General features: G+C 43.2%; 21 protein-coding genes. 7 read left to right on the forward strand and 14 right to left on the reverse strand.

Translation table 11 applies throughout. The features are described from left to right. Nucleotide 1: 1 nt before the first annotated feature. Both ACVFI8_RS04350 and ACVFI8_RS04355 read right to left on the reverse strand, forming a co-directional pair. A complete protein-coding gene (locus ACVFI8_RS04350) occupies nt 2-559 on the reverse strand; it encodes a DUF3592 domain-containing protein (RefSeq protein ID WP_457873102.1) in 558 nt (185 codons plus the stop codon). A gap of 75 nt (nt 560-634) precedes the next feature. Beyond that, nucleotides 635-2,368, reverse strand: a complete 1,734-nt coding sequence (locus ACVFI8_RS04355) for a PKD domain-containing protein (protein WP_457873103.1) — start codon at nt 2,366-2,368, stop codon at nt 635-637. A 343-nt stretch (nt 2,369-2,711) separates the two neighbouring features. Here ACVFI8_RS04355 and ACVFI8_RS04360 point away from each other — a divergent pair, with 343 nt between their 5' ends. The 3 genes from ACVFI8_RS04360 (at nt 2,712) to ACVFI8_RS04370 (ending at nt 6,145) form a co-directional block, all read left to right on the forward strand. After that, nucleotides 2,712-3,689 carry an AraC family transcriptional regulator ligand-binding domain-containing protein gene (locus tag ACVFI8_RS04360; RefSeq protein WP_457873104.1) on the forward strand — a complete coding sequence of 326 codons (978 nt, stop codon included), beginning with the start codon at nt 2,712-2,714 and terminating at the stop codon, nt 3,687-3,689. A gap of 438 nt (nt 3,690-4,127) precedes the next feature. Beyond that, on the forward strand, nt 4,128-4,847 hold the full coding sequence (locus ACVFI8_RS04365; protein WP_457873105.1) for an outer membrane protein OmpK: 720 nt from the start codon (nt 4,128-4,130) through the stop codon (nt 4,845-4,847). A gap of 248 nt (nt 4,848-5,095) precedes the next feature. Beyond that, a complete protein-coding gene (locus ACVFI8_RS04370; RefSeq protein ID WP_248714667.1) occupies nt 5,096-6,145 on the forward strand; it encodes a hemolysin family protein in 1,050 nt (349 codons plus the stop codon). A 330-nt stretch (nt 6,146-6,475) separates the two neighbouring features. On the opposite strand, the gene cynS is transcribed toward ACVFI8_RS04370, so the two are convergent. From cynS to ACVFI8_RS04385, 3 genes are all read right to left on the reverse strand, one after another. Further along, nucleotides 6,476-6,925 carry a cyanase gene (cynS, locus tag ACVFI8_RS04375; protein ID WP_248714666.1) on the reverse strand — a complete coding sequence of 150 codons (450 nt, stop codon included), beginning with the start codon at nt 6,923-6,925 and terminating at the stop codon, nt 6,476-6,478. A 77-nt stretch (nt 6,926-7,002) separates the two neighbouring features. Further along, nucleotides 7,003-8,724 (reverse strand): protein kinase domain-containing protein, encoded by a 1,722-nt coding sequence (locus ACVFI8_RS04380; protein ID WP_457873106.1) that lies wholly within the window; start codon nt 8,722-8,724, stop codon nt 7,003-7,005. Between the two features lie 9 nt (nt 8,725-8,733). Then, nucleotides 8,734-9,591, reverse strand: a complete 858-nt coding sequence (locus ACVFI8_RS04385; protein ID WP_248714664.1) for a formate/nitrite transporter family protein — start codon at nt 9,589-9,591, stop codon at nt 8,734-8,736. Nucleotides 9,592-10,095: 504 nt separating this feature from the next. Between ACVFI8_RS04385 and ACVFI8_RS04390 the strand changes: the two genes are divergently transcribed. Continuing rightward, nucleotides 10,096-11,820: a tetratricopeptide repeat-containing sulfotransferase family protein gene (locus tag ACVFI8_RS04390; protein WP_248714663.1), complete on the forward strand. Its 1,725-nt coding sequence runs from the start codon at nt 10,096-10,098 to the stop codon at nt 11,818-11,820. Between the two features lie 79 nt (nt 11,821-11,899). Here ACVFI8_RS04390 and ACVFI8_RS04395 read toward each other — a convergent pair whose 3' ends face one another. Further along, a complete protein-coding gene (locus tag ACVFI8_RS04395) occupies nt 11,900-12,208 on the reverse strand; it encodes a hypothetical protein (RefSeq protein ID WP_248714662.1) in 309 nt (102 codons plus the stop codon). A gap of 27 nt (nt 12,209-12,235) precedes the next feature. Next, complete coding sequence (locus tag ACVFI8_RS04400; protein ID WP_248714661.1) at nt 12,236-12,805, reverse strand: phosphoribosyltransferase; 570 nt, start codon at nt 12,803-12,805, stop codon at nt 12,236-12,238. A 96-nt stretch (nt 12,806-12,901) separates the two neighbouring features. Here ACVFI8_RS04400 and ACVFI8_RS04405 point away from each other — a divergent pair, with 96 nt between their 5' ends. Then, nucleotides 12,902-13,501 (forward strand): phosphoribosyltransferase, encoded by a 600-nt coding sequence (locus ACVFI8_RS04405; protein ID WP_371923118.1) that lies wholly within the window; start codon nt 12,902-12,904, stop codon nt 13,499-13,501. Nucleotides 13,502-13,564: 63 nt separating this feature from the next. On the opposite strand, the gene ACVFI8_RS04410 is transcribed toward ACVFI8_RS04405, so the two are convergent. From ACVFI8_RS04410 to ACVFI8_RS04425, 4 genes are all read right to left on the reverse strand, one after another. Beyond that, nucleotides 13,565-16,297, reverse strand: coding sequence for a right-handed parallel beta-helix repeat-containing protein (locus ACVFI8_RS04410; protein WP_248714659.1), 2,733 nt, complete (start codon nt 16,295-16,297; stop codon nt 13,565-13,567). Nucleotides 16,298-16,436: 139 nt separating this feature from the next. Beyond that, the gene (locus ACVFI8_RS04415) at nt 16,437-18,164 is read right to left on the reverse strand and encodes a DEAD/DEAH box helicase (protein ID WP_248714658.1); all 1,728 of its coding nucleotides are present in this window, start codon (nt 18,162-18,164) and stop codon (nt 16,437-16,439) included. 184 nt (nt 18,165-18,348) lie between these two features. Beyond that, the gene (locus tag ACVFI8_RS04420; RefSeq protein WP_248714657.1) at nt 18,349-18,654 is read right to left on the reverse strand and encodes a hypothetical protein; all 306 of its coding nucleotides are present in this window, start codon (nt 18,652-18,654) and stop codon (nt 18,349-18,351) included. 155 nt (nt 18,655-18,809) lie between these two features. Beyond that, a complete protein-coding gene (locus ACVFI8_RS04425) occupies nt 18,810-19,778 on the reverse strand; it encodes a sensor domain-containing diguanylate cyclase (protein WP_248714656.1) in 969 nt (322 codons plus the stop codon). 532 nt (nt 19,779-20,310) lie between these two features. On the opposite strand from ACVFI8_RS04425, the gene ACVFI8_RS04430 reads away from it, so the two are divergent. Together ACVFI8_RS04430 and malE are read left to right on the forward strand one after the other, a co-directional pair. Then, complete coding sequence (locus tag ACVFI8_RS04430) at nt 20,311-20,586, forward strand: nitrogen fixation protein NifW (protein WP_248714655.1); 276 nt, start codon at nt 20,311-20,313, stop codon at nt 20,584-20,586. Nucleotides 20,587-20,813: 227 nt separating this feature from the next. Beyond that, nucleotides 20,814-21,992: a maltose/maltodextrin ABC transporter substrate-binding protein MalE gene (gene malE, locus ACVFI8_RS04435; RefSeq protein ID WP_248714654.1), complete on the forward strand. Its 1,179-nt coding sequence runs from the start codon at nt 20,814-20,816 to the stop codon at nt 21,990-21,992. Between the two features lie 49 nt (nt 21,993-22,041). Here the strand turns inward: malE and ACVFI8_RS04440 are convergent, their stop codons facing one another. The 3 genes from ACVFI8_RS04440 to ACVFI8_RS04450 all read right to left on the reverse strand — a co-directional run bounded on the left by ACVFI8_RS04440 (nt 22,042) and on the right by ACVFI8_RS04450 (nt 25,497). Beyond that, on the reverse strand, nt 22,042-23,505 hold the full coding sequence (locus tag ACVFI8_RS04440; RefSeq protein WP_248714653.1) for a nucleoside hydrolase: 1,464 nt from the start codon (nt 23,503-23,505) through the stop codon (nt 22,042-22,044). Between the two features lie 12 nt (nt 23,506-23,517). Then, nucleotides 23,518-24,885 (reverse strand): GGDEF domain-containing protein, encoded by a 1,368-nt coding sequence (locus ACVFI8_RS04445; protein WP_248714652.1) that lies wholly within the window; start codon nt 24,883-24,885, stop codon nt 23,518-23,520. Between the two features lie 96 nt (nt 24,886-24,981). Further along, nucleotides 24,982-25,497 (reverse strand): hypothetical protein, encoded by a 516-nt coding sequence (locus ACVFI8_RS04450; protein WP_248714651.1) that lies wholly within the window; start codon nt 25,495-25,497, stop codon nt 24,982-24,984. Between the last annotated feature and the right edge of the window lie 250 nt (nt 25,498-25,747).

Genomic DNA, 25,747 nt, shown 5'->3' on the forward strand with positions numbered 1-25,747 from the left:
ATCAATAACGAATAATGCCTAACATACTCAGGCTAGATATTAATACCGCTGTAAACCCTATCAGCTGTCTGATGAAATGGACTGCATGCATGCCCGGTTTATAGACATTGGTAAACGGGTCACTAGGCTTATAGCGAATCATTAACTGCTTTAAGGATGATATTTCATCAAGCTTAGCCTGCGCTATGGCGCGCGTAGTGTAATCAGCGCTAAAATCATATTCGGTCCCTGTATACACGTTCCCCCCCACTGAGAAACGGCATTGAATAGCCGGCGCATAGTAGCGAACAGATTTGTTAGAGGTATGATGTTTGAGATAACAACGCTCTAGGGTGGCAATGGCTACTGGCCAAGTTTTGCTCTGTTTAGCCTCTTCTTTACCCACAAGCCCAGTAATAAAAATAAATACACCAAGAATGATAAGCATCACCCACGCAACGTTGTCTAACCAAGGCCAATCGCCAAAAACAGCGCAAGGAGCAATAAGAGAGAAAACGAATAAAAACCACGTTGAATATTGGCTTTTACCCAACGCGAGTTTGATTAAAAATGCTTTCATTGGCTCATCGTCCTACTGCCTTTTAGTTTTGTTTTGTTAAACAAGTACACCGTAAGAAGTACGCAATAGGGTCATTTATTCATTTGTCACAGTGACAATGCGTTGGAACGTATCTTGGTCACCTGATTGATCAAGCACCTTCAATATCACCGTGTAATCTCCAGCAGTAGCGAATTGGTGAACAGGATTAGGTTCGCCAGACACTGAACCATCACCAAATTCCCACTGCCATTGAGACACTACGCTAGTACTTTGGCTATTATCCGTGAACTCGCTCTGAAGCCCATGGGTACTATGCGTAAAGTGACTTAACACCCCTTCTTCAAATAACTTTATTTTCACTGCCTTAAACGCCGTAACCACGTCTTGAGTTGGCAGGCCTAGCTCTCCGGCTGACTCAATAATACATTTGGCGGCATCGGGTAATGTAGAATCGGCTTGCCAGCAAGTCTTCGCTGCATGTAAAAACACCTGATATGCAGACGCCACTCCCCATTGATTCGATAGCAAATAAAACGGATAAGTGATTAATCCAATACGAAGGTAATAGTTGTCACCAGCCTCGCTGTAGTCAAAATAGCTAGCCACTGCGGCAGATTCAGTGATGATAGAATCTAAACGTCGGGTTGCCCCATGAGATTCAGCACCATGAATCCAAAGATGTTCCGCTTCGTCATATTGAAATTCATGCTTAATTAACACCCCTGATATGTCAGAAAAGGCCTCGTGTAGAGTTCTCCCATCAACACTCAATTGGTTAGGAAATAGTGTTAAGGCAGACACTCGGCTCAACACGCCATGAGCCACTTCATGGGCAATGACGTCGAGTGACGCGGTAGAGTACTGACTAGGATAGCCATCACTAAAACTGGCGTAGGTACCGTCCCAAAATGCATCTACAATAAATTCGTAACCGTAGTGCACTCTTAAACGAATCTTGTCTTCTAGCGGAGGCTCGCCCAAATGCTTAAGGAAAGTGTCATATACAAAGGTTCCGTAAAACATCGCGTCATTCAGTGTTGAATATGTCCACACGCCTATTTCGTCAGATATTGCTTTATATTCATTGATTGGCGATTCACCACATAAGAACTGGTATGGCGGATAGGCCGCTTCATTCACCTGATTAGGTCCCGGCGAGTAGACCCCACTTTCCCAATTTGTGTCCCTGCGATTGTTCATATCTGAAACAGCAACCAGCCCATTATCATATTGGCAGGTTCCCCCTGCAGCTGCCGATTTATAAGCAAGTATTTTGGGTCGCTCTACTCCATAGTACCAAGCTTCCTTTTCATTCCCGCCAGAACCTGAAACTTCTGCATTACCTTTAAAATCATCAAACTTTACAACAGCTTGCTTAGCCAGTTGCGGGTCTTCATTGTTGATAAGTAATAATAATTTGTTAACACCTTCCGGCACCGAAGTATTATTTGGCAGCGCCACATTATAGGGATGGTTTAATACCAATTGGAGTATCGGATCACCCACCGGCCGCGCTTGTTGGTCTAACCAATATACGCTGACATCCAAATTTTCAGTAAACGCTTCCCCTTGAGCATTGCGAATGCTCATATGAATAGCGCCAGATAGCTGGTCAATGGTGGCGTCTCTATCTCTAAAGTAAGCTTTTTCTATATATGGGATTTGGCTAACCACCACGGTCTCTGCATCGCCTCCACCACCGCCACAAGAAGACAACAACATCGCGATTAGCGTGGCGTTTGCTAAATTCCCTAGATGCCTAACTGTAAGCCAGTTAAGTGTGTTTTCCACAAAGGTGGACTGGATATTTAAGATGCTAAAATTCACTGATGACTATCCCTGTCTATAAATGCTTTTTTTGGTTTTCTAAGTAAGTCATCTGGCACTATGGCGCATTAACTTGGAGCTTGGTTATACCGATTGAGTAAAGCGCCGCTACTTAAGCTTGAACCTATCTTGCTAGGCCTTAACTCGAGCAAGTAGATTAACGCTTTCACAAATGACACAGCAAGGCATAATGGCACTGTAAGCTGGTTTCTCATAAAACCTTCAAGCGCTTTATTGTAACTAAACATTTAAGGAGGCTAAATGTCCCGCGGTATCTACGAGCTGTCCCTTGGTATCATTAATGACTGAACCGAGCACTGTTATCACTGTGTCAGTAGCCTCTATGAAGGACTTGATCAAGGCGTGTCTATTGCTTCCTCCCATCGGCAAAGATCAGTACCTGCGTTTACACCTAAACCATGAAGATACACAAAACCCCTTAGCTCGTGTTCCAGAGGCCCGTCTATTAGCGCTGTGGCATCTGTTAGCCGAATTTAGCCCATCTGATGATTTCGGGCTAATTTTAGGCCAAACGATTGACCCTCAGTCAAAAGGTTTATTGGCCAGTTGGGTGAGCCAATCTGATAACCTTGGAGAAGCGTTGAATGTTTTTCAACAAAACATTGCCTTGATGAATGCCTCTGAACGCTGGGAAATTGAACATGATCAAAAAATCTGCTCACTAACGCTTTATATTGACGAAAATAGGGGTTATCCCTACCAAGCTATTGAACGCAGTATGGCCGCATTAGTATCATGGGCTAGAGCGCTCAGCTCGGACTATCTCTCCATCCAAAGTGCTAGTTTTACTTTTAAGCAACCCGCTTATCTAGACAAATACATCGCAATTTTTGGCGAAAACTTAAGCTTTAACGACACTCAAAACCGGCTGTCATTCTCCTCAAAATTGCTTGAACACCCCATAACAACTGGCAACCGTTACCTAAAATCTGTCATGGCTAAGTCAGCCTCCGAGGCATTAGATTCCATTAAACACCCACAAAAAATCAAAAACCAGGTAGCAGAGATAATCGGAGAGCATCTTACTGAAGGCCATATTATTCGAGTTGATGATCTCAGCGCGCAATTGCATATGAGTCGCCAAACGTTGTATCGCAGACTAGAGCAAGAAAAGACCAGCTTCGTGGCTATCGTTGACCAGATCAGAAAAAAGCGTGCAGCAACGCTCATTAGAGCGGGAAAATTAACTATTCTTGAAATTAGCTATAGCCTAGGTTTTAGCGACAGCAGCAGTTTTCACAAGGCTTTTAAGAGATGGTTTGGTGTCACGCCTAGGGAGTACCCCCCTCCCCCAGAGTAATGCCCATTACTTTGCACCGAATCTTTTGCGGCATAAAACCTTTTACTTCAATCAAATACGCCCTGGTCGTAGTGGCGAAAACCTCCACGTTTTGTCTCAAAGCCAGATACGTTCAGATGCTAGGGCGACACGAAACCAATCTATAACAAAATAATCATGCCTCCCAAGACTAAAGCCACACTAAAACAAAGGGTTATATTGGTGAAAATGTATCCATCAGCGCATGTTTATTGTGCATCAACGTCCTCACTGAAGATTAACCCCACTCACCAGCCAAAACTAAATAAGACAACATAAACCCCTAAAATAAAACAATAAATAGTCATCCCATATTTAACGAAAAGAAATTCTTGACCACTTGGCCAAGTTATTGCTTCGTAGCCAACGACTGACCAAATGGTCAAGTAAAAAGTTATTACACAGTAAGGGAATACAATAATGAACAAACGCATCAAGTTAGCTTCTTTAGCATTATCTAGTTTAGTCATTGCCGGTTCGGCTTCAGCCGAAATGCAGTGGAGTGACTTTAGCCTAAGTTATCTTTACGGTACCGATTATGAATTTACCCCAAATGGTAAAATGCAGGTAATGACGCTAGAGCATACCAGCGGGCACAGCTGGGGAGACAACTTTCTGTTTATCGACAGAACAATGCCATCTGAGGGAGCAAGTAGCTTTTATGGAGAGCTATCTCCACGTTTGAGTTTTGGTAAATTAACCAGTAGCGACTTAAGTTTTGGGCCGATTAATGATGTGCTCATCGCGGGTACATGGGAGATGGGCGATGGCTTTGATAACTTCTTATACGGGGTAGGTGTAGGTTTAACTATTCCAGGCTTCCAATTCTTCAACCTTAACCTTTACCGTGCCAGTAACGATCTCTGGGATGATGACAATCAGCTATCTATTAGTTGGGGTGCACCGTTCAGCATTGGCAATCAAGATTTCTTAATTGATGGCTTCATGGACTGGTCAACGGCCAGTGATACCAATAAGTCAGAAATGAACCTAACTCCGCAATTTAAGTGGAACGCGGGTAAAAATTTCAACTTGAAGTCACCACTCTACTTAGGTGTTGAGTATGCCTATTGGAACAATAAATACGGCTCTGATGTAGACGAGCGCGTGGCATCATTGTTAGTGAAGTGGCACTTCTAAAGCAGACTTATGCTAGCCGGTCAGTAGTGTCTGGCTAGCTAGTCATCAAGGTAATCATATTCGACAGCTCAAAAATTGAACGCTAAAAATCAATTTTTTTTGATTTTTCTATAATCCCTAGGCACATCGTGTTAGTAATACCTCTAATCTAAGGCTAAGTCTAAGTCTAAGTCTTTAATACAAGTACATGTGTTTACATGAACCTGTTGCTAATGGCTGAATCTTTCTACAACTATATGGTGGGTTAAGTGTTTCTTTTAGTGAGTTTTTTGTGTCTTGCTATTTTTGTGTCCTTTCTATGTTCGGTGCTAGAGGCTGTGTTGCTCAGCGTATCGCCTAGTTATATTCAGTTGCAGCAGCAACAGTACCCCAAAATGGCCAGCAATTTAGCCAAATTGAAAGACAGTATCGATAAGCCTTTAGCGGCAATTTTAACCCTCAATACCGTAGCACATACTGCCGGAGCGGCAGGTGTAGGTGCCCAAGTAGCCTCACTATACGGCTCCCAATATCTGGCTATTTCGTCGGCCATTATGACGGTGCTGGTATTGGTATTATCCGAAATCATCCCCAAAACCTTAGGTGTAACCTACTGGCGTAAGCTGGCCCCTTTCGCCGCTTGGCTGCTACCGATAATGATTAAGGTTTTTTATCCTTTTGTTTGGTTAAGCGACCGTATTACCGATCGCATTGGCAAGCATGAAGAAGACTTCTCAAGCTTGCGCGAAGAAATCAGCGCATTAGCCGAACTGGGTCACCAGCAAGGGGTGATTGAGCCAGGTGAATCGCAAGTATTGCGCAACTTACTGCAACTAGAAAAGTTAAAAGTCACCGAAGTAATGACCCCACGCGCAGTGGTACATCGCATCGAACAGCAAAGTACCGTGGCCGACTTTATTGCATCACACTTAGCCGAGCCTTTCTCGCGGATCCCTGTATACCAAGATGATCGCGACAATTTTGTTTCCTATGTACATAAGCAAGACATCATGGGGGCGGCACTCAATAATCTTGGTGATAAACCAGTAGGTGATTTGTCTCGTGATCTACTCATGCTACCCGCCAGTGTCAGCGTGCGCCATGCCTATCAGAGCTTGTTGCAAGCCCGCGATTTAATTGCAGTGGTAGTAAACGAATATGGCGAAGTACAAGGTTTACTGACTATGGAAGATATATTGGAAACCTTACTTGGCCAAGAAATCATTGACGAGAGTGACGCCATTGAAGATATGCAACGCCTAGCTCGCTTCCAATGGTTACGCCGTTTACGTAGTAAGAAACAACGTTACAGCCGCTAGCTTTATCTTTAAGTACTTAGCCTTACAGTAGGTTTCGCCTTGACGGCGACTCCCTTTTTCTTTGAAGACCAAAGAAAAAGGGAGGAAAAAGAAAGGCCGCCCTGCATCTTCTCGCTCCTAGGATCCTCCCACTAAAACCCAACAATTGAAACTCACTACAGTCAAACAACCATTGGCTTGTTCGCTTAAGTACTATGCGACTCAACGCAGGTGAAGGGGAAGTAACAGCCAAGGAAAATACAGAGCGATTATTACTAGATAACAAAGAGTCGAGTGACAAACCAAAAAAATCAGCCCTGCGGCTGATTTAAATACACTTTAGCAACTAAATTAATAGGTCTTGTAAGGCAAGAACTTACCCGATAACACCACATTTACCCGATCACCGTTTGGGTTTTCCTCACGCTTAATATCCATAGAGAAATCAATCGCGCTCATAATGCCATCACCAAACTCTTCGTGAATGAGTTCTTTGATAGTGCTGCCATATACGTTAACCACTTCATACCAGCGATAAATAAGCGGATCAGTTGGCACAGCCGTTGGCAGCGAGCCTTTGTAAGGGGCTATTTGCAACCAGGCTACGGCTTCGTCAGATAACTCAAATAAGTCGCCCACCACTTCAGCTTGAGACTTATCAAAGGTCATTTGCCCTAAACAAGCGGCGGTAGTCCACTCTTTAGACAAACCAATGGCCGTTGCCACTTCACTCCATTTAATGCCTTTTTTCACTTTAGTGGCAACAATTAACTGGGTTACTTCTTCTCTACTGGTAATCATCTGTGCTTCCTTTCATTTACTGTAATGATTCATAACATCGTTTAAAAACAATACTGACTGAATGGCTATCACGCTCGCTAGGTACTCACTAAATAAAGTACCACCCCAGCTAAAATCGCAGATATTCCCTGCCATACAACCACCGGGTTACGCTCTACTAAAGGTGCCCGTGTTTTATGTAAAAAGTCTTTATTAGGTTGGCGCAAATCACAGAGAAATTCGGTGATTTGTTCTTGGCGCTTTTGGGGGTTAACTTGTAACGCTTTTTCTAAAGCATCATCTATCCACACCGGTATTTCACTGTCTTTATCTAGCACCGATTGGTAAACCAAGCGTTTTTGCGCAGCTCGGCTTTTGGCGCCTGCCACTTTTGTCCCGTAGGGGTAACGCCCAGACAACATGTAATAGCTGATAACGGCTAAAGAGAACAGCTCGGCACGAGTGCTTCCTCCCTCACCTAAAAACAACTCTGGGGCAGAGTATAAGGCAGTGCCTAATAAATGCTGTTGGGTTATCTCTTGGGTTTGCTCGGCAAGACCTGCCGCCCACACAGAACCAAAATCGATAATCTTAATGGTGCCGGTTTTATCTATCATGATGTTATCGGGCTTGAGATCTTGATGCAGCATGTCCATGCGATGAAACGCTCGCAATCCTTTAGCCACCTGCTCAACAATTTCTCTGACCCTGCTAAGGTCGGCTTTTGGGTTGTCGGTAATCCACTGAGCGAGTGTTTGCCCTTCTACGAATTCAAATACGGTATACAAATAATTACGTTCACGCGGGGTTCGGTTGGCTTTGAGCACATACGCACTGTTAATGCGCCGTGCTATCCATTCTTCAGTAAGAAAACGCTCTAAATACTCTGGCACCTCGCGCATATCAACCGACGGCGTTTTAAGAATAACCTGCTGACCCGATTGCTCATCTAAGGCCAAATAAACATGGCTACGACTACTGGCATGAATTTGTCGAACAATGCTGTAACCATCAAACTGCATTCGCGCCTCTAACAGCGGCGGAAAAGGCAGCACTTCGACTTGTTTCTTGAGAAGCAGACCGGTTTGTGACGCTAGTTGGTCTACTCGAATAATTTGTAAGCTAAGGTTATCGTCACTACCTGCCGCATAGGCTTGTTCAACGATATGTTTGGCGGCGGCTTCTAAATCATCAGGATAGTTTTGAATAGTGCTGTTCACCAACGCGGCATCTATAAACTCATACACACCATCAGTAGCGAGTAGAAAAATATCGCCGGTGCTTACCCGTAAACTTTGGTAATCAAACTCACAGTATTCACTGATACCTAGGGCTCGACTTAGATAGCTTTTATTTTCACCGGCCCATAAGCGGTGATCTTTTGTCAGTTGCTCTAGGCCATTGTCATTTAAACGATAAACCCGCGTATCCCCCACATGAAAAATATGGGCGGTATTTCCCTTAATGACCAAGGCACTAAAGGTACATACATAACCTTTGTTTTTATCGTAGTGATAAGGGCTTTGTTGCGACTGGGAGTACAACCAAGAGTTGGTAGCGTCTAGCACCTTTTCTGCCGAGTGCTGCACAGACCACACTTCAGACGTACAATAATAATCGTCTAAGAAACTTTTTACTGCTGTTTCGCTAGCGACTTGGCTAACTTCGCTGCTGCTAATGCCATCGGCCATAACAGCAGCGAACCCTTTGTGACTAAGCTGCGAGCCTCGCGGAGTAGATACGCCATAACAATCTTGATTAAGCGCCTTACGGCCTTTATCAGAACACTGGCCTATCGAAACACTCAGCTGGCTCGTCATTGATTAACCTTATGCGTTAACAGAAGCTGTTTTGCTAGGCGCTTCTACCGCTGATTTAGCGACTTTACGCTTAGGCGCTGTTCTGATGTGCGTGGTGTAAAGGGTTAGACCGGTAAAGGCTAATCCGCCCACTAGGTTACCTAAAGCCGTAGGGATTTCGTTCCAAAGGAAGTAATCCATCACCGAGAAATCACCGCCCATGATTAGGCCAAATGGGAACAAGAACATGTTTACTACAGAGTGCTCGAAGCCCATGTAGAAGAACAAGAATATTGGCATCCACATAGCGATAACTTTACCGCTAACATTGGTAGAAATCATCGCGCCTACTACACCCATTGATACCATCCAGTTACACAACATGCCGCGAACAAAAATAGTAAACCAACCTGCCACACCGTGTTCTGCATAACCTACGGTACGCGCTTCACCAATGGCTGCTGCTTTAGCACCCACCGCACCAGCTTCGATGTTAAAGCCGTAAGTGAAAATAAAGGCCATCATCACCGCAACGGTTAAGGCTCCACCAAAGTTACCTAAAAACACTAAGCCCCAGTTACGCAACAAGCCAGGTACATCTACGCCGGGCCGTTTATCTAACAGCGCCAACGGCACTAAAACAAACACTCCAGTTAATAAGTCAAAACCCATCAAATAAAGCATACAAAAACCAACGGGGAACAAGATTGCCCCGATTAAGAAGTTACCGGTGTTTACCGCAATGGTAATAGCAAAGATAGCGGCAAGCGCCAAAATGGCCCCCGCCATAAATGCGCGAATAACGGTATCTCGGGTTGACATGAATACTTTAGATTCACCGGCATCAACCATTTTGGTAACAAACTCTGAAGGAGCTAGATAAGACATAATATTTCCCTATATTGCTTAGTAGTAAAGTAAAACTGTCGGTTTGATTCAGCGTGTTCATTGGTACGTACCAGTGATACACCTTTCACAAGTAGAGCACTTGGCTCTTGATTTACTTGCTGCTTGGGTCTGTCCTTGACCTACAACAAGGATTTTGCAAATGTTGCGCCAGCTCACACAAAAACCACACAAAACCCCAACAATGCAGTAACCATAGAGGCTTATACCGTTCTTTTAGTTTACTTTTGATCACCACTAGTTTGATATATTGCACTGCATTCGCCTCGTCTTGCACCAAATAAGACCACGAATGAGGATTCATCGCTGAAAATACAGCCAAATCACGCTTAATTACCGGTTAATCAATAAATTCGCTGAATAGATAACGTTTTTTCGTGAAACCAAATTTGTGTTTTGCAATGAGATAGGCGACGCAGCATATTGTTGAAGCTTGTTATAAAGTAATGCGCATTTATCGATAGTTGCGAACTATAGGAAAAACCAATGAAGCCCGAGATGCGGCACGCCATTATGGAAAAAGCGGTTAAGGCCCTGCAAGCTGGCAAGTACAGTCAGGCTATTTCAACCATAAACAAGATCAACAAGCTAAAATCACAGCAAGACTATAAAAGCCTTGAGTTAGAAGCCTATGCGCTGTTTCAGCAACAAAAAATTGACCGCGCATTAACTCATTACCAAAACCTGCTAGCCTATGCTGAAAATGACCAACAAAGAAATGCTACCTACAAAAATATTGGTAATGCCCAAAAAGCACTAGGCTTCACTCAAGCCGCAATTGCCTCATATCAGCAGTGCTTTAACTATGACAGCAGTATTGGCAATGCCAACATTGCCGCCTCATTAGGTGAATGCTATTTAGATGAAGACCGCTATTCAGAGCTAGAAGCCTTAGCGGAAAAGATGCAAAGCTGGTCAGGGTATTTCGCCCCAGCCCAAGCCTTATTGATATCGGCGGCAAAAAAACAGAATCAAAAACAAATAGCGCTAGCGCGTATAGAGGCCTTACTCGAACACTCAACATTTGTTGAAGAATGGCAATTGGAGTTCTCCATAGACACCTTAATGTTTATTAGAGAGCACCACAAAGCGGCCCAACTGCTAAAACAAGCCGAATTAGATTTTGTCAATAAAGCATGGATTAGTTATTACCAAGCAGAGTTAGCAGCACGAGATAATAAGCACCAACAAGTCATTGAATTGTTATGTAATGAACGACTTGAACGTTTAGATTTTATGCGTAAAAAAGCCGCTTATAAACTACGCGCAGAAGCCTACGATAAGCAGCAACAGTTTGCTGAAGCCTTTGTCGATTTCACGGCTATGGCCAAATTAAACCACCAACGAGCGCAAAGTTTAGTGTTAAAAGATAAAGTCGCACTTTACCAAAAGCTTGATCTTTCTTTCTTAAAACCAACCGAAGCGAACAAGGAAACAGGTGCACAACCGGTATTTATGATGGGCTTTAATCGCTCGGGCACAACCCTGCTAGAAAACATCTTAGATACCCATGAAAAGGTGACAACATTGAGTGAAACCCGCTCATTGTTTAACGTTACTGAGGCATTCAGCCTACAGCTGAAGAAACGTTACCCACAAGATTTGCCCAGCTTAACTGAACAAGAGTTAAGCTTGCTTCGCCAAGAGTATTTTAGTTATTTAGACTCAATCAATATCGAGTTAAGTACAAGCAACTGCCTTATCGATAAATTTCCCCTTTACACCATTGATATACCGCTGATAGTAAGTCTATTTCCAAATGCCAAAATTATCTTTTGTTTACGCCACCCCGCCGATACGTGCTTAAGTAACTTCCAACAAAACTCAGCCAACAACCAAGAACAAGCTCGGCTAAACCGTTTAGAAGACTGCTTCAAGCGTTACCAGCAAGTGTTTACCCTGTTTAAGCGCTACCAAAACGAGCTCAACTTAAACATGCATTTTGTACGCTATGAAGACTTAGTCGACAACCTAGAGCAAGAAGCGAGCAAAGTATTTGAATTTTTAGGGCTGGAGCCAAGCGCAAACTGTTTACACTTCGATAAACACGCACAAAAGAAAATCGTGCTATCGGCTTCAAGCAACCAGGTAGTAAAGCCTATTTATACAGAATCACGCTACAAGTGGCTTAATTACCATCAACACCTTGCCCCCCATATCCCACTGATCAATGAGTTTATTGAACAGTTTGAATATCAAAAAGTTGGATAAAATAGCGTATAAATCAGCAAAAGAGCGCTTTAGCCTAAGCCCTAACGAATAAGCGCTCACTAACAAAAAATACTAGCCACTAGGTAAGTTTAGCCTTATTCAGCCGCTCAAAAGTCGGGATATTCAGCCAATCTTCATCCAGTTTAGCTATTGCTTGCTTGTGGGCTTGTCGATCAATGATACTTTCGCCAAAGATTTGTAAATGAGCCTTTTCCATCAGTTGATTGCTGGTGGCCTTATCCAGTAATCCTAAGGTTTCTCCCGCATGAATGAAGCCTTCTACCCGCCCCTTTATTTGCGGGCTACTCGTCTCGAGTTTAGATTGGGTAAATAAGGTCAGCAACTTCTCATAACATAGCTGCTGAAATTGCTGTTTAGAAACATCCATGCTTTGAATTCCTTTTACAGTGACTAGTTACTCTGGCAAATGGTCTTTGATGATCTGGTATAACTCAGGGCGATATTGAGCGATTTCTTGGGGGTTTAAGCCTTCCAGTGAATGCGGATACTTTAACCATTGACTGGTTTCATGTAGATAATAATCTGGAATGCGATCAGTTTTATTACGTTCAGGTTTAAAATACGGCACTGCTACACGAATGTCTTTGGGGGTATTAAGTCTCGCTAAGCGGCTTAGCTCACCAATGATCGCCTCTATAGAGCGCCCTGTATCAAATACGTCATCAACAATCAGTAGACGGTCGTGCTGCTGCACATGCTTGACTAGGTAATTAAGGCCATAGACCTTTACTTGCTTGGCTTGGCTGTCAATAGCCGCAGCATATGAAGAAGTGCGGATCGCGATATTGTCACTTTCAATGCCGTGATAAGCTAAAAACTCTTGCACAGCGATCCCTATGGGGGCTCCTCCGCGCCATACCGCAATAATAAAGCTAGGTTTAAAGCCACTTGCTAGCACCTTTTCGGCCAAACGAAATGAATCTTCCAGTAAGTCTTGTCCGGTGATATAAAGTTTGTCGCTCATAATTACCTGCTATAAAAAAAACTGACCTTTCAGTCAAAGGTGTAGTATAAAACTATCATTATAGAACCCGTTAACTCAAGGATACTTTCCATGCCAATGAGCCAACCAACAGCCCAACTGGAAAAACGCTATTTAGATGAAGATACGCTGATTCAAGATTCATTTCGTTTAGCGGTGCATATTTTTGAGAGCGGCTTTCGCCCCACTTTCATCGTGGGCCTTTGGCGGGGTGGCAGTGCTGTGGGTATTTACGTACAAGAGTGCCTGCAAACCCTGGGGGTAAAAACAGACCATATTTCAGTACGCACCTCTTATCAAGGGCAAGCCAATTACCAGCAAATTCTAGAAGCGCCCGAGTCAATCAGGGTTCATGGTATTCAGTATCTATTAGAGAACCTAAACGTTGACGACAGCTTATTGATTGTAGATGACGTATTTAGCAGTGGCCATAATGTTGCGGCGGTGATTAATCGCTTAAAAGCAAAACTAAAACTCAATATGCCCCGCCAGGTGAAAATAGCCACCTTATGGGAGCGCCCAAAGTTTAACCAAACATCGCTAACACCCGATTTTTGCTTGCATCAAACCGAGCAGTGGTTGGTCTTTCCCTATGAGTTAACCGGCTTAAGCGTAGAAGAGATAAAACAACACAAGGGCTTTGTGGCGCCGTTAATAAAACCTGAGTTACTCGGCTAACACTAGCTTCAAATATCAATAAAGCGGCTATTAAGCCGCTTTATTGATCGTTATAACGCTACATTAGTACTGGTATTCGTAAGCACCAATATCAAAGGCACTGCCACTTGGCCTAGTGTTACCATCTAGGTCGGTAGTGATCGAATCGCTCAAGTCCAAGCCGTTGTCGATGGCAATAGAATCAGGCAATAAGCGATAGCCATTTTCAGGATCTACCCCAGGAGTGTCGGTGAAGATGTTGTTTGCATTGGCATACTCAGTGTAACGATTGGGGAGAATGTTATTTTCGTCACTGACGTATTGTAAAAAATATTCATCAGAATAGTCAGGTTCCAACAAACGAACAACCAAGTTATTTTGAAAAACTGGCCGGGTTTCAGTAGTGTAGTTAATCACGCCGTAAACATTCACCAGCGTGTTATTTTGAATAACGGTATTACTGCTGGCCCAGTAACCACTGGTCCAAATGTACACACTGTTGTCACTTTCAAAACTAAATAAGTTGTTATCAATTGACGTATCGCCCTGAGATTCAATCAGAGAAAGGTAAGATGAGTACTCAACGCTACTTTGCACAACTTTATTCGAATTGAATAGCAGACCTCCAGAGCTAACAATTATTCCTCCTGAGTTACCATCTAAGTAGAATCGATTATTTGTAAAAGCCCCGCTGGCTATTTGAAAGTTACTATTACCTAAATAGACAGCAAAGCCATCAAGACTTAAAAAATGATTTGATGTTATCGCGCCCTCTGCATAATAGTCTGATTCTTCTGGCTGCAACCATAGCTCAACATTAGGGTTTGCCTTAAGCTGTAGCGGTTTATCTATTGATAAATGTCCGAGGTAAATACCTGATTCGACATCCACATCAATTGTAGTAGCATTATCAATAACGGCCTGCAGCACGGACATATTCTGCCCAAAAGAAAATGAAGTATGAGATTGAGTGGTTCGAATCAAATTGGGGCGGTAAATAGTATCTACTTCTAATTCTAACTCTGCCTTCCCCATAGCGGCGGGCTTATTTAGCTGAACTGTAAATTCATCCCACCAAGATATATCGAAACACTCAAACTCAAGCTCACTAACCGTGCATTTAGCATTTGAGTAATCGACTGAAACAGATGCTATCGAAAGGCCGAGATTGTGGCTGTTTAGTTTGCCACGAATATTCCCTCTATCTGCATAAATACTGCCTCTAGGGTCAGCGTTAACACGAAAGCTATAATCAAATTTATCTTTGAGTGTTCCAAGCTCAAACCCCAGTTGATAATCAGACACCCAAAGCGCTAAATCACTGCGTATGGGTTCAATATACATATTTAAGCTGTTGCGACTAAATGGGAAATCCAGATCCAAATTAGCTTGAGTATTAACTATCGTTGTGTCTTTAAAAACTACATTCAACTGAACTAATAAATCATCTCCGGCGAAACTCTCTATATTAGATAAATCAATGTTAGGGCAACTCAAAAGTTGGGAGCCATCTTCAGACTCCTCAATGACACAACCATGCTTACTGCTAGAGACAGACCAAGAATGCACCGAAGGCAATGGCATGGTAATTAGCACACCATTAACCAAAGGCAATAAGCCTTGGTCGACTGCACCGTAGAGATACAAGTCTATGGTTGCGTTTTCTTCGACAAACAGGGTTTCTAAATAATTATATATTGATACATCAAAATAAGGGTATGAATAAAAATCCTTTGGGTCTCGGTCAGCTAAATACTCGTAGTAATCGATAAAACCATCTTGATCAGAATCAACGCCATCATTTGAAAAGTTGGGGTCTAAGCCCTTAGCTATTTCCCAAGAGTTCGGAATACCATCGCCATCATCATCAGCGATATCACTATAGTTCTGATCGTTTAAGTACCAAGCAGGTACCTTGGTATCGACTTCAAGCATTCCATCTCGATTGCTATCAACAGAAACGTGCACAAAAGCATTGTCAGCGTTAAGTACAACTTCACTTCGCTCGCTAGTTAAAGTTAGCGTTCCACTTTGCAAATTATCATCGTAATCAACTACGATAGGCTCTGGAGTGACTAAATCTACATAGCCCTTATCTGAAAAATAAATGCGACCAGCGATACGCTGTTCGTCGTCATCAATACAAGAATAATAAGTAGCAACTAAGTCTTTTTCTAATACTGATACTTTATCTGTAGTCAGCAACATATTAGATGTTATCGATTGCTCACAGGTCGACATTCCGGAAATGTCGACAACCCCACGTAGAAGAGTAAATTCAGTACCTGATTGCTCACGAAAATCATCATAATAAATATCGAAGTTTATTGGCTGTAAAGAGCTCAAGTCCCACTTATGATAATCGAAAACGATTCGGCCCGAATATACGACGGAGCCATCATCACAATTTTTATAGTTTTCCTGGTATTTACCCACGCCCGTGTTTTGATTTAGATTTTCTGAAATGGTTACACTTCCACCATAAGGACAACTTTGGGTTTCTGATGCGCGGGCACTAACCGTGTCACTCGCTAACTTAGCGCGATTTACTTTATTGATTCGGTGTTTTGCCGAGCTTTGTAATAGAGGAGTAGTATCGCCATTAAACAAGTATTGAAGGGTGGGATAAATATCGTCGGCGGTTAGCGAAGCACTTTTAGTGCTACCTTGATATTGTTCCATCAGTAATTCAGCTGATACTTCCGGCGTAGAAATAGAAGTTCCGCCTCCATCGCCCCCCCCGCCGCCACAGGCAACTAAAGACAAAATAGCTAGACTCGAAAGAAAAAATTTGGACACAGTAGAAGAGCAATACACGCTAACATCCTTGTTAGTTATTAGAAGCTTAGGGGGTTTACTGACACTAAAATAGATAGTCTACTCAAGATAATGACAAATGGGATCAAAAGCCATACCCCATTTGCAGCAAACACCCCGCGAGAGCTTTAGCATCACATTAAAATTGCTGATTAGCCTTTCTATAGTTGCCCTGGTAGTCAAAAATACGGTGTTCAATAACCCAGTAATGCTTTTTCTTTTTGCCGATGACAAAGTCTGGGGCAACTATACCGCCAATTAACTGCTCTGCTTGTGAAGCGCTACTCACATCACGCTTAGTTCCCTCGACGCGTCGAGCAAAAACAGTATTAAACTGTTGCTTGGCTTTGGCGTAATCAAAGTTAAAGGATTCACTTAGCTCTGCGCCATCTTCATCGTGATAAATAAGCTTTAGCTTATTCCCCTCACTGCTAGCAGACATGCCACTGCACCTAAGCACAGTTCGATCTTTGAGCTGTAAGGCATCTTTAAGCTGATTATCGGGGTCGATTAGCTGAAAACCACAGCTATGGCATTGCCGTGCTGCTATGTCATTCTCAGCATTACATTGCGAGCACTGTTTGTATTTGTAACGATATAAACACTGCACTTGAAGAGTTGGGTTTGTGGCGTCTTCGACTAAGCCTTGGCAACGGCGGCCATAGTGCTCAATAATGTCGCCGTCTTTGTCGGTCATCCCCCAGAACATATTGGCAAACTCACATTGTGGGCAACTCACCTGTACTAAGGTGCTATTTGGGTTGGGTTTAGTTTCACCGATCTCGGGCTGGTATAAATCGTAATTATTGCCCGCATAATCAACAATTAGACAATCGCTTTTGCCTTCAAACAAACGCAAACCGCGGCCTGCAATTTGCTGATATAAACTAACCGATGCAGTGCGGCGTAAAATGGCAATCAGATCGACATGCGGTGCGTCAAAGCCAGTTGTGAGCACCGATACGTTAACCAAAAACTTAAGCTGCTGCTGTTTAAACTGCTCAATTAACTGGTCACGCTGCAGGTTTGGTGTATTAGCAGTAATCACCGCCGTTTGCTCATCAGGCAAATAATGAGCGATTTCTTTAGCATGATTAACCGTAGCAGCAAATACCATTACCCCGCGGCGCTCTTCAGCCAAATGCAATAACTGTTTACAAATGGCTTGTGTCACCCGTGGGCAACCCGATAAAAACTGGTCTAGTTGCGCTTCATTGTATTGGCTTGGTAGTTCATCAAACTGATAACGTGCGGCAGGTGCATCAACCACGACCGGTTGAGTAAGATAGCCTTGACTAATTAAATGCCGTAAGGGCAGCTCAAAAATACACTTTTTAAACCAAGCTTTGTCACTGCCTCGTACATAACCATGGTAATGCTGTTGGTAAATCCAGCCTTTATCTAACCGATAAGGGGTGGCGGTTAAACCCAACACTTTAAGCTGGGGGTTTTGCTGTTTTAAATGTTCAATAATAACTTGGTATTGGCTGTCACTCTCGTCACTCACACGGTGACACTCATCAATCACCACTAAGGAATAATAGCCCGCAAATTGTTCGAGGTTTCTGCTTAGCGATTGCACACTAGCAAAGGTAACTGAAAACTGGTTTTGCTTAAGCCCTAAACCCGCTGCAAAAATACCAGATTGAAAACCATAAGCTTGGTACTTACTGTGGTTTTGTTCCACCAGCTCTTTGACATGCGCGAGCACCAAGATAGGATGTTTTGCTAAACGGGCTAGCTCGGCGATAACGATGCTTTTCCCGGCCCCAGTGGGTAAAACCAACACTGCTGCGTCATCACTTTGGCGAAAATGGGTTAATACCGATTCCACCGATGTTTGCTGATAATCTCGCAGTTGTAACATGAAGCTTTAGACCTACGGTTTAAAATAATGAGCTATATTATGCCACGTTTCTAGATTGGAGAAGGATAGCGAATTAGGCGCGTTTAGATACTCGATATTACTAATGAAATAGGCTAAGCGGTGCAGTGTAAACAACCAAAAGCCGATTTATTAGCCACCGCACTATTAACTATTCAGACGTAAATCAGGCGCTTAATGCATCACTGCAAGGTGCTTCGCGGTATTTCATTCGCTTATAAATCAATACCGATACCATGGTAAGGTTAGCGATTAGTACTAGGGATGTGGTCACCGACAAGAGGGGGTCGCCGACGATAAAAACCGTATAGCTCCAGGCCAAAATAGCGTTGCACTGAAACATTATCCAACTTAAAAATGAAATGTCTTTAGCGGGGCCTTTGGTTCGCATTAAGCGAATAATTTGCGGGCTAAAAGACAAGATAGAAACTATCCAACTAAATGGATAGAGCATTTGTATTAACTGTTCCAAGTAAATCTCCGATAGCCAAACGCGCCATCCGAGGCGAACAGTCATACCATTAGTGCAGGCAAACAAACTTATATAAAAATGAATCGCGATAGTACAGCAAACATCAACAAGCGGTCAAAATATAATCATGCTCATTCAAGTTGAATTGCGCTACATCAATTAGTGGCTTTATGTGCATACATGTCTTTGTCAGCCAACTCTAACAAATACGCTACATCCATATCTAAGTCTACGTTTGTATGGCCGATTGAAACCGAGTATTCAGGCAACTGTTCTTGGCTACTCTGGCCAAATGTCTCAGTAAAGCGTTGCTCAATCGCATCAAAATCAGCGTCTTGTTCTATCAATACCAACGCAACAAACTCATCACCTCCCCTTCGGCCCAATACATCAGAGCTTCGCACGCAGCTTCGCATTGCTTGTGCCACGTCGATTAACACTTCATCTCCCACCGCATGGCCATGGTGATCATTAAGTAGTTTGAACTTATCAATATCTAAATAAAATAAGCCTAACCGTGAGCCCATGCGTTTAGCTAAACGGATCCGTTGCTGGGCCAGCGCGCTAAACCCCCTACGATTATTTAATTCGGTTAAAGGATCTGTCACCGCCAACTTTTGCATTTGAACGTACAGATCGAGCAGCGATAGATCAGCTTCCAATATATCTTTAAGCTGTTCGATTAATTCAAAATAGGTTTCTTCGTAGTGGGTCTCTCGGTAGTCCATCACACAAAATGTCCCGAAGGGCTTCCCATCAGGCCAAAACACCGGCACCCCCAAATAAGAACGGAATCCATCATTATGTACTTCAGGGTTAGTATCCCAGCAGGGATCTAAAGGGGCGTTCGCCACATACAAACTTTTTCGTGTTTCGACAATTCTACGACAAAAGATATTGGCTTCAGGTTCTATAAGCACGCCTGCTGGGTAAGGGTTGGATGCTTGATCACTGGCAATAGTCACTTGAAAGCCTGAAGCAGTGCATTGCACTAAAAAACCTGCGGGAGCATCAAACAACTTAGCAAGCAAGTTTACTGTGCGCTGCCACTTAGTCAGCGATATCAGATCACTGGGGTTATTTAGTATCCACTCATCAGGATCAATGGCAGGCTTTATCGGCATAACTACCTCTATTGCTAAGCTAGGTATACATTAAAAGATAGCAATAACCGAACCAAAGTGAAGGAGAATGACAATACCACTGCGTGATGCCCCATAGAAAAGCGCCCAGCAAGTTCAATATAATTAGTTAAATTAGTAACTTAGAGAGTTATATGAAAAAAGAGGGATTAACCACACTAAACAGTTTTTTTCTAGACAGTCAGTTCGTGATCATTTTTAGCTTTTAGCTAATAAGCCAGCCGTTTTTCAAAAACTTCCAGTAATAAACGCTAACAAGACTATCAGCACCCTAGTTTAAGAGTTTGATCTTATAAACTTCGTTAGTAATAAATATGCTCTATTAACATCACCAAATGGCTGAAATAGCTAAATGCTTACAGTGAAATATAGTGTCATGTTTTTTAACACCTTGTTTGAGGGTTTGCCTATCGCTTTTTATTTTCTCTTCAGAAAAATGCACCTCGCCTTACGCCATATCAACAAATGCCTCGCCTATTTTGATAAGCTTTAAGCCCCTGAATTGGAGTATTAGATGGCCAATACCGACATAAAGCAGGTGATCGAAAACTTTACCTGTATTGAACAAGCGCTGCACTTTTTCGAAATAGATTTCGATAATGGCTTTATCAATCAATATCGCGAACCTTTAGTTAAACACTTCAATGGCAATCTGATACTGAGCAAAGCCGATGACTGGTTCACAGCACGCCGCGCGTTAAAGAATGCCTACTGTAAGATTCAACGTGGGCGGATAGATAAACATACTCGTTCGGCTTGCCGTGGCTGTACATCTTGCGAGCGAAGGTAAAAATACGTATTCACTCTCCGTAAGGTCTCTTTGTCCAAACTGGCTACTGCTCTCTACACATCTTCAACTCAAGGTTTAGTCAATTAGCCTCTATTAGGTTTTATCTCTCATTTTTACTAAGCACTTGTTATTGATTGTGATTAAGCTCAATTGTCGCACTTACCTTTATTGCAATAAGCGAATGATTTTTCAATGCTGGTGATGCAAGTTATTGGGATAATATAAAAATGAAAACACGGAAGACAAGCCTTGCACTAACATTGCTAATGAGTGTGTTAAGTGCGCCAAGTTACGCTGAATCTGTAGAGCCAAGCCTCACTATTTGGACCGGTAAAAGCCACTCGCAAATGCAGCTAATTGCCGAACAATTCACTAAAAACACAGGGGTAAATGTTGACGTAAAGCGCCCAGTAGACATTACCGGAAATTTTGAGATTCAAGCCCGCAACGGGGAAGGTCCAGATGTAATATTTTGGCCACATGATCGCATAGGTGACTGGGCTAACGCAGGCTTAATCAGTGAATTACGCCCTAGCCAAACCCTAATAGATTCAGCCGTAGGTTATGCTTGGGACGCGGTCAAAGTAGAGGGTAAGATTTACGGTTACCCAATCGGCGTGGAGGCGATTAGCCTTATTTATAACAAAGCTTTAATTAGCCAACCGCCTAAGTCTTTTGAAGAGATTTTTGCCTTAGATCTGCAACTCCAAGAGCAACATCAAAGTAAAGCTATCCTGTGGGACTACAACAATACTTACTACACTTGGCCACTACTCGCTGCCGACGGCGCTTACGTTTTTGCGAAACAAGGCGAGCAATACAACGTAAAGGACACGGGTGTTAACCACCCTAGTGCGATGTATGCCGGCCACCTATTAAAAAGAATGCTTGATCAACAAATTATGCCGCGCAACGCCGATTACTCAATAATGGACGCAAAGTTTGTTAAGGGAGAAGTGGCGATGGTGATTAATGGCCCATGGTACTGGGATGAATTAAAGAGTGTGGGCATGGACTTTGGTGTAGCCCCGCTTCCGCAGATAAATGGCAAACCCGCTAAAGCTTTTGTCGGTATTTGGAGTGCGGTAGTGAATAGCGCGACAACAAACCGCCAATTAGTCGATGAGTTTCTCAATTACTATCTGATGACCGTAGACAATCAACGCTTACTATTTACCAGTGGCGACTTAGGTGCAATGGCCAATTTACAGTTACAAAATGAACTGGCCGACAATCCTAAAGTGCAAGCCGTTTACGCCAGTGCCGCCCAAGGGGAGCCAATGCCGAATGCTGCTGCCATGGGCAAGTTTTGGGCAGCGATGGCCACTACTCTAACCAATATTACGACCGGTAGGCAAGGTGTTGAAAGTGCGCTAAATGCGGCCGCCAAAAGGATAATTCGCTAATTTTATATCAATGAATGCTGAATACTATTCAGCATTCATTGAAAAGCCTCTATACGATACTGCGTGACAAGCCTACCTGCCGGCCTTCTTCCATTTCCCACTGCACGCCGTAGGGGTCAATCCAATAGAAAAAGGTAATCGGGAATCCATCTAGCTTATCTGGGTGGTAATCATCGGCGGGATTAATCATGCGAACACCCGGCTGCTGCTTTAGGTATTTAAAGACTTCATTGCAGTTACTCACCTCCATAGCCACATGCCTAGGGCCACCTAAATCATAGGTTTTTGGCTGTACCGGCAACTGCTGAGCCCCTTTGGGGTAACGATAATGCATTAATTCCAAGTACATCCCTGCTTGAGGGTGTTTTAAGAAACGTACATCAACATCCACCTTGCCATCACTTAATCCCGCATCTAGGGCGAAGCTGCTCATGGTGACGTGTTGATAATCCATTAGCTCACCCTGAGGGTCTCTGGCCAACTCAAAGCCTAAAGCTGATTGATAAAACGCAGTCGCCTTTGCAATGTCATCCACTATGATGTTGATGTGTGACATGCCCAAAACAAAATGCTGCATATCATGCGCTTTAATCCGGTCTAAGAGGAGCGGTTTACTTTGCTCAGAAATACTTGTGCAATAGCGAACAGCACGACCGCTATTAACCGCTTCAGAACAAATGAGGTAGTCTTTATCTTGTCCTTTTTCAGTATCACTAGGGCCTGATACTATTTCTACATCCCATTGCTCAGCGCTAAACCAAGCCGCGTTAATCACGTAAGCTGCAGCGATCAAATCAAAAGGATTAAAGCCAGCGGCGCCAAACACCAGCTCCCACTCTAATAACCAAGGCTCAGATTTTTTAGCTAAATAGCCGGCTACTTGACTGGTATTAAGCATCGCTAATAAGTCATGTTGTTTAATCCAAAACGAATTGCAGGCTTCGTAAGGCACCAACGTTATCGATAATGGACTATCTAGTAGCACTTTATAGGCGCTAACATCCGCTTCAAAGTTGAGATCTCTGAAAGGCTTTGGCTGATGATGCCCAGAAATAAAGTGCTGGTCAATACTGCGCCTACCAGCCAGTAATACCAGTTCATCAATCTTGCTCAACAGCTGGGGGTAATGCTTAACCAACAATGCAATATTGGTGGCGGCGCCAATACCAATAATACTCATATTCCCCTCTTCAAGCGCAGCAGCCATCGCTTTCACTCCATCCGGTACCGACTGACTCCCTTCTCCTAGAGGCGCACTAGCCCCGCGACTTACCACCACACTATTTGGGCCAAAACGATGAATAAAATCCGTCGCCACTTGAGTAGAGATGGCAATATCATTGGTATTTCCCAAAGTAGAACTAATACCGACCACATCAACTTCAACTGAACGCAACAAAGCCGCAATAGCGTAGCCATCATCCACATCACAGTAACTGACCGGACTATTCTTTTTACCTAAAGTGATATCACTGTCAATCCACAAGCGAGTTTGCGGCTTTACTGTTTTCATTGTTGAATTTCCCTATTCATTAGTTGGTACCCATTGCTTCATTTCTATCGCATTACGGCCTGCAGATTTTGCTCGATATAAGGCTTCATCAGCCATCTGATAAAGCGGATCAATACTGCTTACGCTAGGCAAGTCATCAGCGTCAACAAAGGCAACACCAATAGACATAGTCACTACGTCAAAAGGCGGATTCTTGGGGTGAATGATTTCTAAGCCTTCCAATTGCTGACAAAGCTGCATAGCCATTTGTTGAATGTCTTCAATATTTTGCGTTTGTAGAAGAATGACAAACTCCTCTCCGCCTAAGCGAAAAGCCATATCACTGGCACGACGCATGGTAGATTGAATACTCAGCCCCACCCTACGCAAAACACTGTCGCCCTCTGGGTGGCCTAGGCCGTCGTTATAAGCTTTAAAATTATCGAGGTCACAAATCAAAAAACCCACGCAACTGTTGCTTCTGGATGCTTGCTTGAGATAACTGGGTGCACGTTTTTCAAAAAGAAAACGTGAGCCTAGCTTAGTCAGAGGATCCAAAGAGGAGCGTTGCTCCAGCTCTACCATTTGCCCTTGCACTCGCTTAACCATTAAGTCAAAACGCCGAGCTAAAACCCCTAATTCATCCTTCCGAGTCAGCTCAGTCATGCCGGACAAATTAATATCTGCCACATCGCCACTCATTGACTCAGCGAGACGCTTAATCGGCTTCACTATCCACCAGCTTGCCCACATAATAAGCAGCACAGAAAAAAGTATTGCCACCATGGCTTCTCTCACTAACTGCATTTGAATATCGTGTTGCAACTTAAAAAGGTGCTGGGCATCAAAAAACAACCAAATGCTGCCGCCTTTTTGGTTACGCAACGCCAAATGCAATAGCATTCTTTGATTATCTGAATCTAGTAAATGCCCACCTAACTCTATTTGCGGTAATGAATAGACAAACTCAAAATCGAGTTTATGTTTTTGATCTAGGTGAAAACGCAGCAAACGCTCTTGAGCACGACCTAATAGAAACGCCAATTTAACTTGGTCAGAGTCGTTGGCTGAAAGCCGCTGCTGAAGCTTGTGAATTTGTTGTTCTTGCTGAGCAATATCAGCATCACTGATGTTGGTTTTCCATACTTGACCGAGCTCTTTAGCGTAGGCAAAAGCAAATTGCTTCGCTGAAAAATCAGAGATAGCATCCACTTCAAAATATAGTAGGTCTTCACTGGCGGCATACAAATCCAAAGCCGATTGTAATTTAATGTTGGTATAGTTTAACCCTGCGGCTGAGGGACTAACTAAATCAATAATGCCATTACTCACATTTAACGCACTCGACACAGCGTGTGAGATTCGAGTATCCCATTCACTTTGGTATCGGTTATAGCTCATCGTTAATACCAACCACAAAACCAGCACCAAATGTGATGCTAGTAGGAGTTGGCCAATTTTGAGCTTATTAACTAAGTCAATAAATGGCACGTTAACTTATTTATCTTCAAATAAGTCGATAACTGGCACGCTACAGGTTCCATTGATACAAATATCTTGGTAGGCCGTATGGCAGCGCCCGCAAAATTCAGGTTCAAAAGTAGGGTGCTGTGAACTAATGTCTAAGCCATTGGTATCATAAGTACCGTAAATAGGTTCTCCGGCAAGGTGCTCCGTAACAAACACAACCCCTGGTGTTTCATAGACTCCAACGACAGTAATGCCGTCACTGTAGGGCCCGTGAGTGGCATATTGGTCAATTTTATCGGGGTGAACATAAGTGGTTAACTTGGTTCCTTTACCCTCATTGATCCAATTATAAGCCGCTACAGCTTCTTGAATAAATAAAGGGGTTTCTTCTGGGAGAACAACATCCTTGCCTGGCACCATACTCACATTAGCCACCGGCCATGAGCGCCAATCTTCAGGATAACTGGCAATAGATGCCGCGTTACAGCAAAAGCTCACCAACAATAAAAACTGTGCGAAAAGCGCACACCACAACTTACTCATAGTACGTCCTTGTCATGAATTGTAATGCTTATAGATATTAGCCAAGTCTAAAACTACCCAATAAAAGGTATATCAGCAATATATAATAAACATCATATACCTGAACTGCGGGTCAATTCGAATACTTCAGCACCCTAAACGCAAAAAGATGGCACTGAGGCCATCTGCATTTTAGAATTTTTCAGGTTAATTCAAAACCGCGAGCTGGCCCTTAGGCTGTTCACAGAAGAAAAAATGGAGCAAGCAAAGC

Source organism: Agarivorans sp. MS3-6, assembly GCF_054112545.1.

Coding starts and splice junctions, on each gene's coding strand:
- ACVFI8_RS04400 (WP_248714661.1), bottom strand. CDS start 12,805: ATGAGCGACAAACTTTATATCACCGGACAAGACTTACTGGAAGATTCA.
- ACVFI8_RS04350 (WP_457873102.1), bottom strand. CDS start 559: ATGAAAGCATTTTTAATCAAACTCGCGTTGGGTAAAAGCCAATATTCA.
- ACVFI8_RS04445 (WP_248714652.1), bottom strand. CDS start 24,885: ATGAGCTATAACCGATACCAAAGTGAATGGGATACTCGAATCTCACAC.
- ACVFI8_RS04360 (WP_457873104.1), top strand. CDS start 2,712: ATGAAGGACTTGATCAAGGCGTGTCTATTGCTTCCTCCCATCGGCAAA.
- malE (WP_248714654.1), top strand. CDS start 20,814: ATGAAAACACGGAAGACAAGCCTTGCACTAACATTGCTAATGAGTGTG.
- ACVFI8_RS04395 (WP_248714662.1), bottom strand. CDS start 12,208: ATGGATGTTTCTAAACAGCAATTTCAGCAGCTATGTTATGAGAAGTTG.
- ACVFI8_RS04430 (WP_248714655.1), top strand. CDS start 20,311: ATGGCCAATACCGACATAAAGCAGGTGATCGAAAACTTTACCTGTATT.
- ACVFI8_RS04450 (WP_248714651.1), bottom strand. CDS start 25,497: ATGAGTAAGTTGTGGTGTGCGCTTTTCGCACAGTTTTTATTGTTGGTG.
- ACVFI8_RS04385 (WP_248714664.1), bottom strand. CDS start 9,591: ATGTCTTATCTAGCTCCTTCAGAGTTTGTTACCAAAATGGTTGATGCC.
- cynS (WP_248714666.1), bottom strand. CDS start 6,925: ATGATTACCAGTAGAGAAGAAGTAACCCAGTTAATTGTTGCCACTAAA.
- ACVFI8_RS04425 (WP_248714656.1), bottom strand. CDS start 19,778: ATGCCGATAAAGCCTGCCATTGATCCTGATGAGTGGATACTAAATAAC.
- ACVFI8_RS04415 (WP_248714658.1), bottom strand. CDS start 18,164: ATGTTACAACTGCGAGATTATCAGCAAACATCGGTGGAATCGGTATTA.
- ACVFI8_RS04405 (WP_371923118.1), top strand. CDS start 12,902: ATGAGCCAACCAACAGCCCAACTGGAAAAACGCTATTTAGATGAAGAT.
- ACVFI8_RS04365 (WP_457873105.1), top strand. CDS start 4,128: ATGAACAAACGCATCAAGTTAGCTTCTTTAGCATTATCTAGTTTAGTC.
- ACVFI8_RS04440 (WP_248714653.1), bottom strand. CDS start 23,505: ATGAAAACAGTAAAGCCGCAAACTCGCTTGTGGATTGACAGTGATATC.
- ACVFI8_RS04390 (WP_248714663.1), top strand. CDS start 10,096: ATGAAGCCCGAGATGCGGCACGCCATTATGGAAAAAGCGGTTAAGGCC.
- ACVFI8_RS04380 (WP_457873106.1), bottom strand. CDS start 8,724: ATGACGAGCCAGCTGAGTGTTTCGATAGGCCAGTGTTCTGATAAAGGC.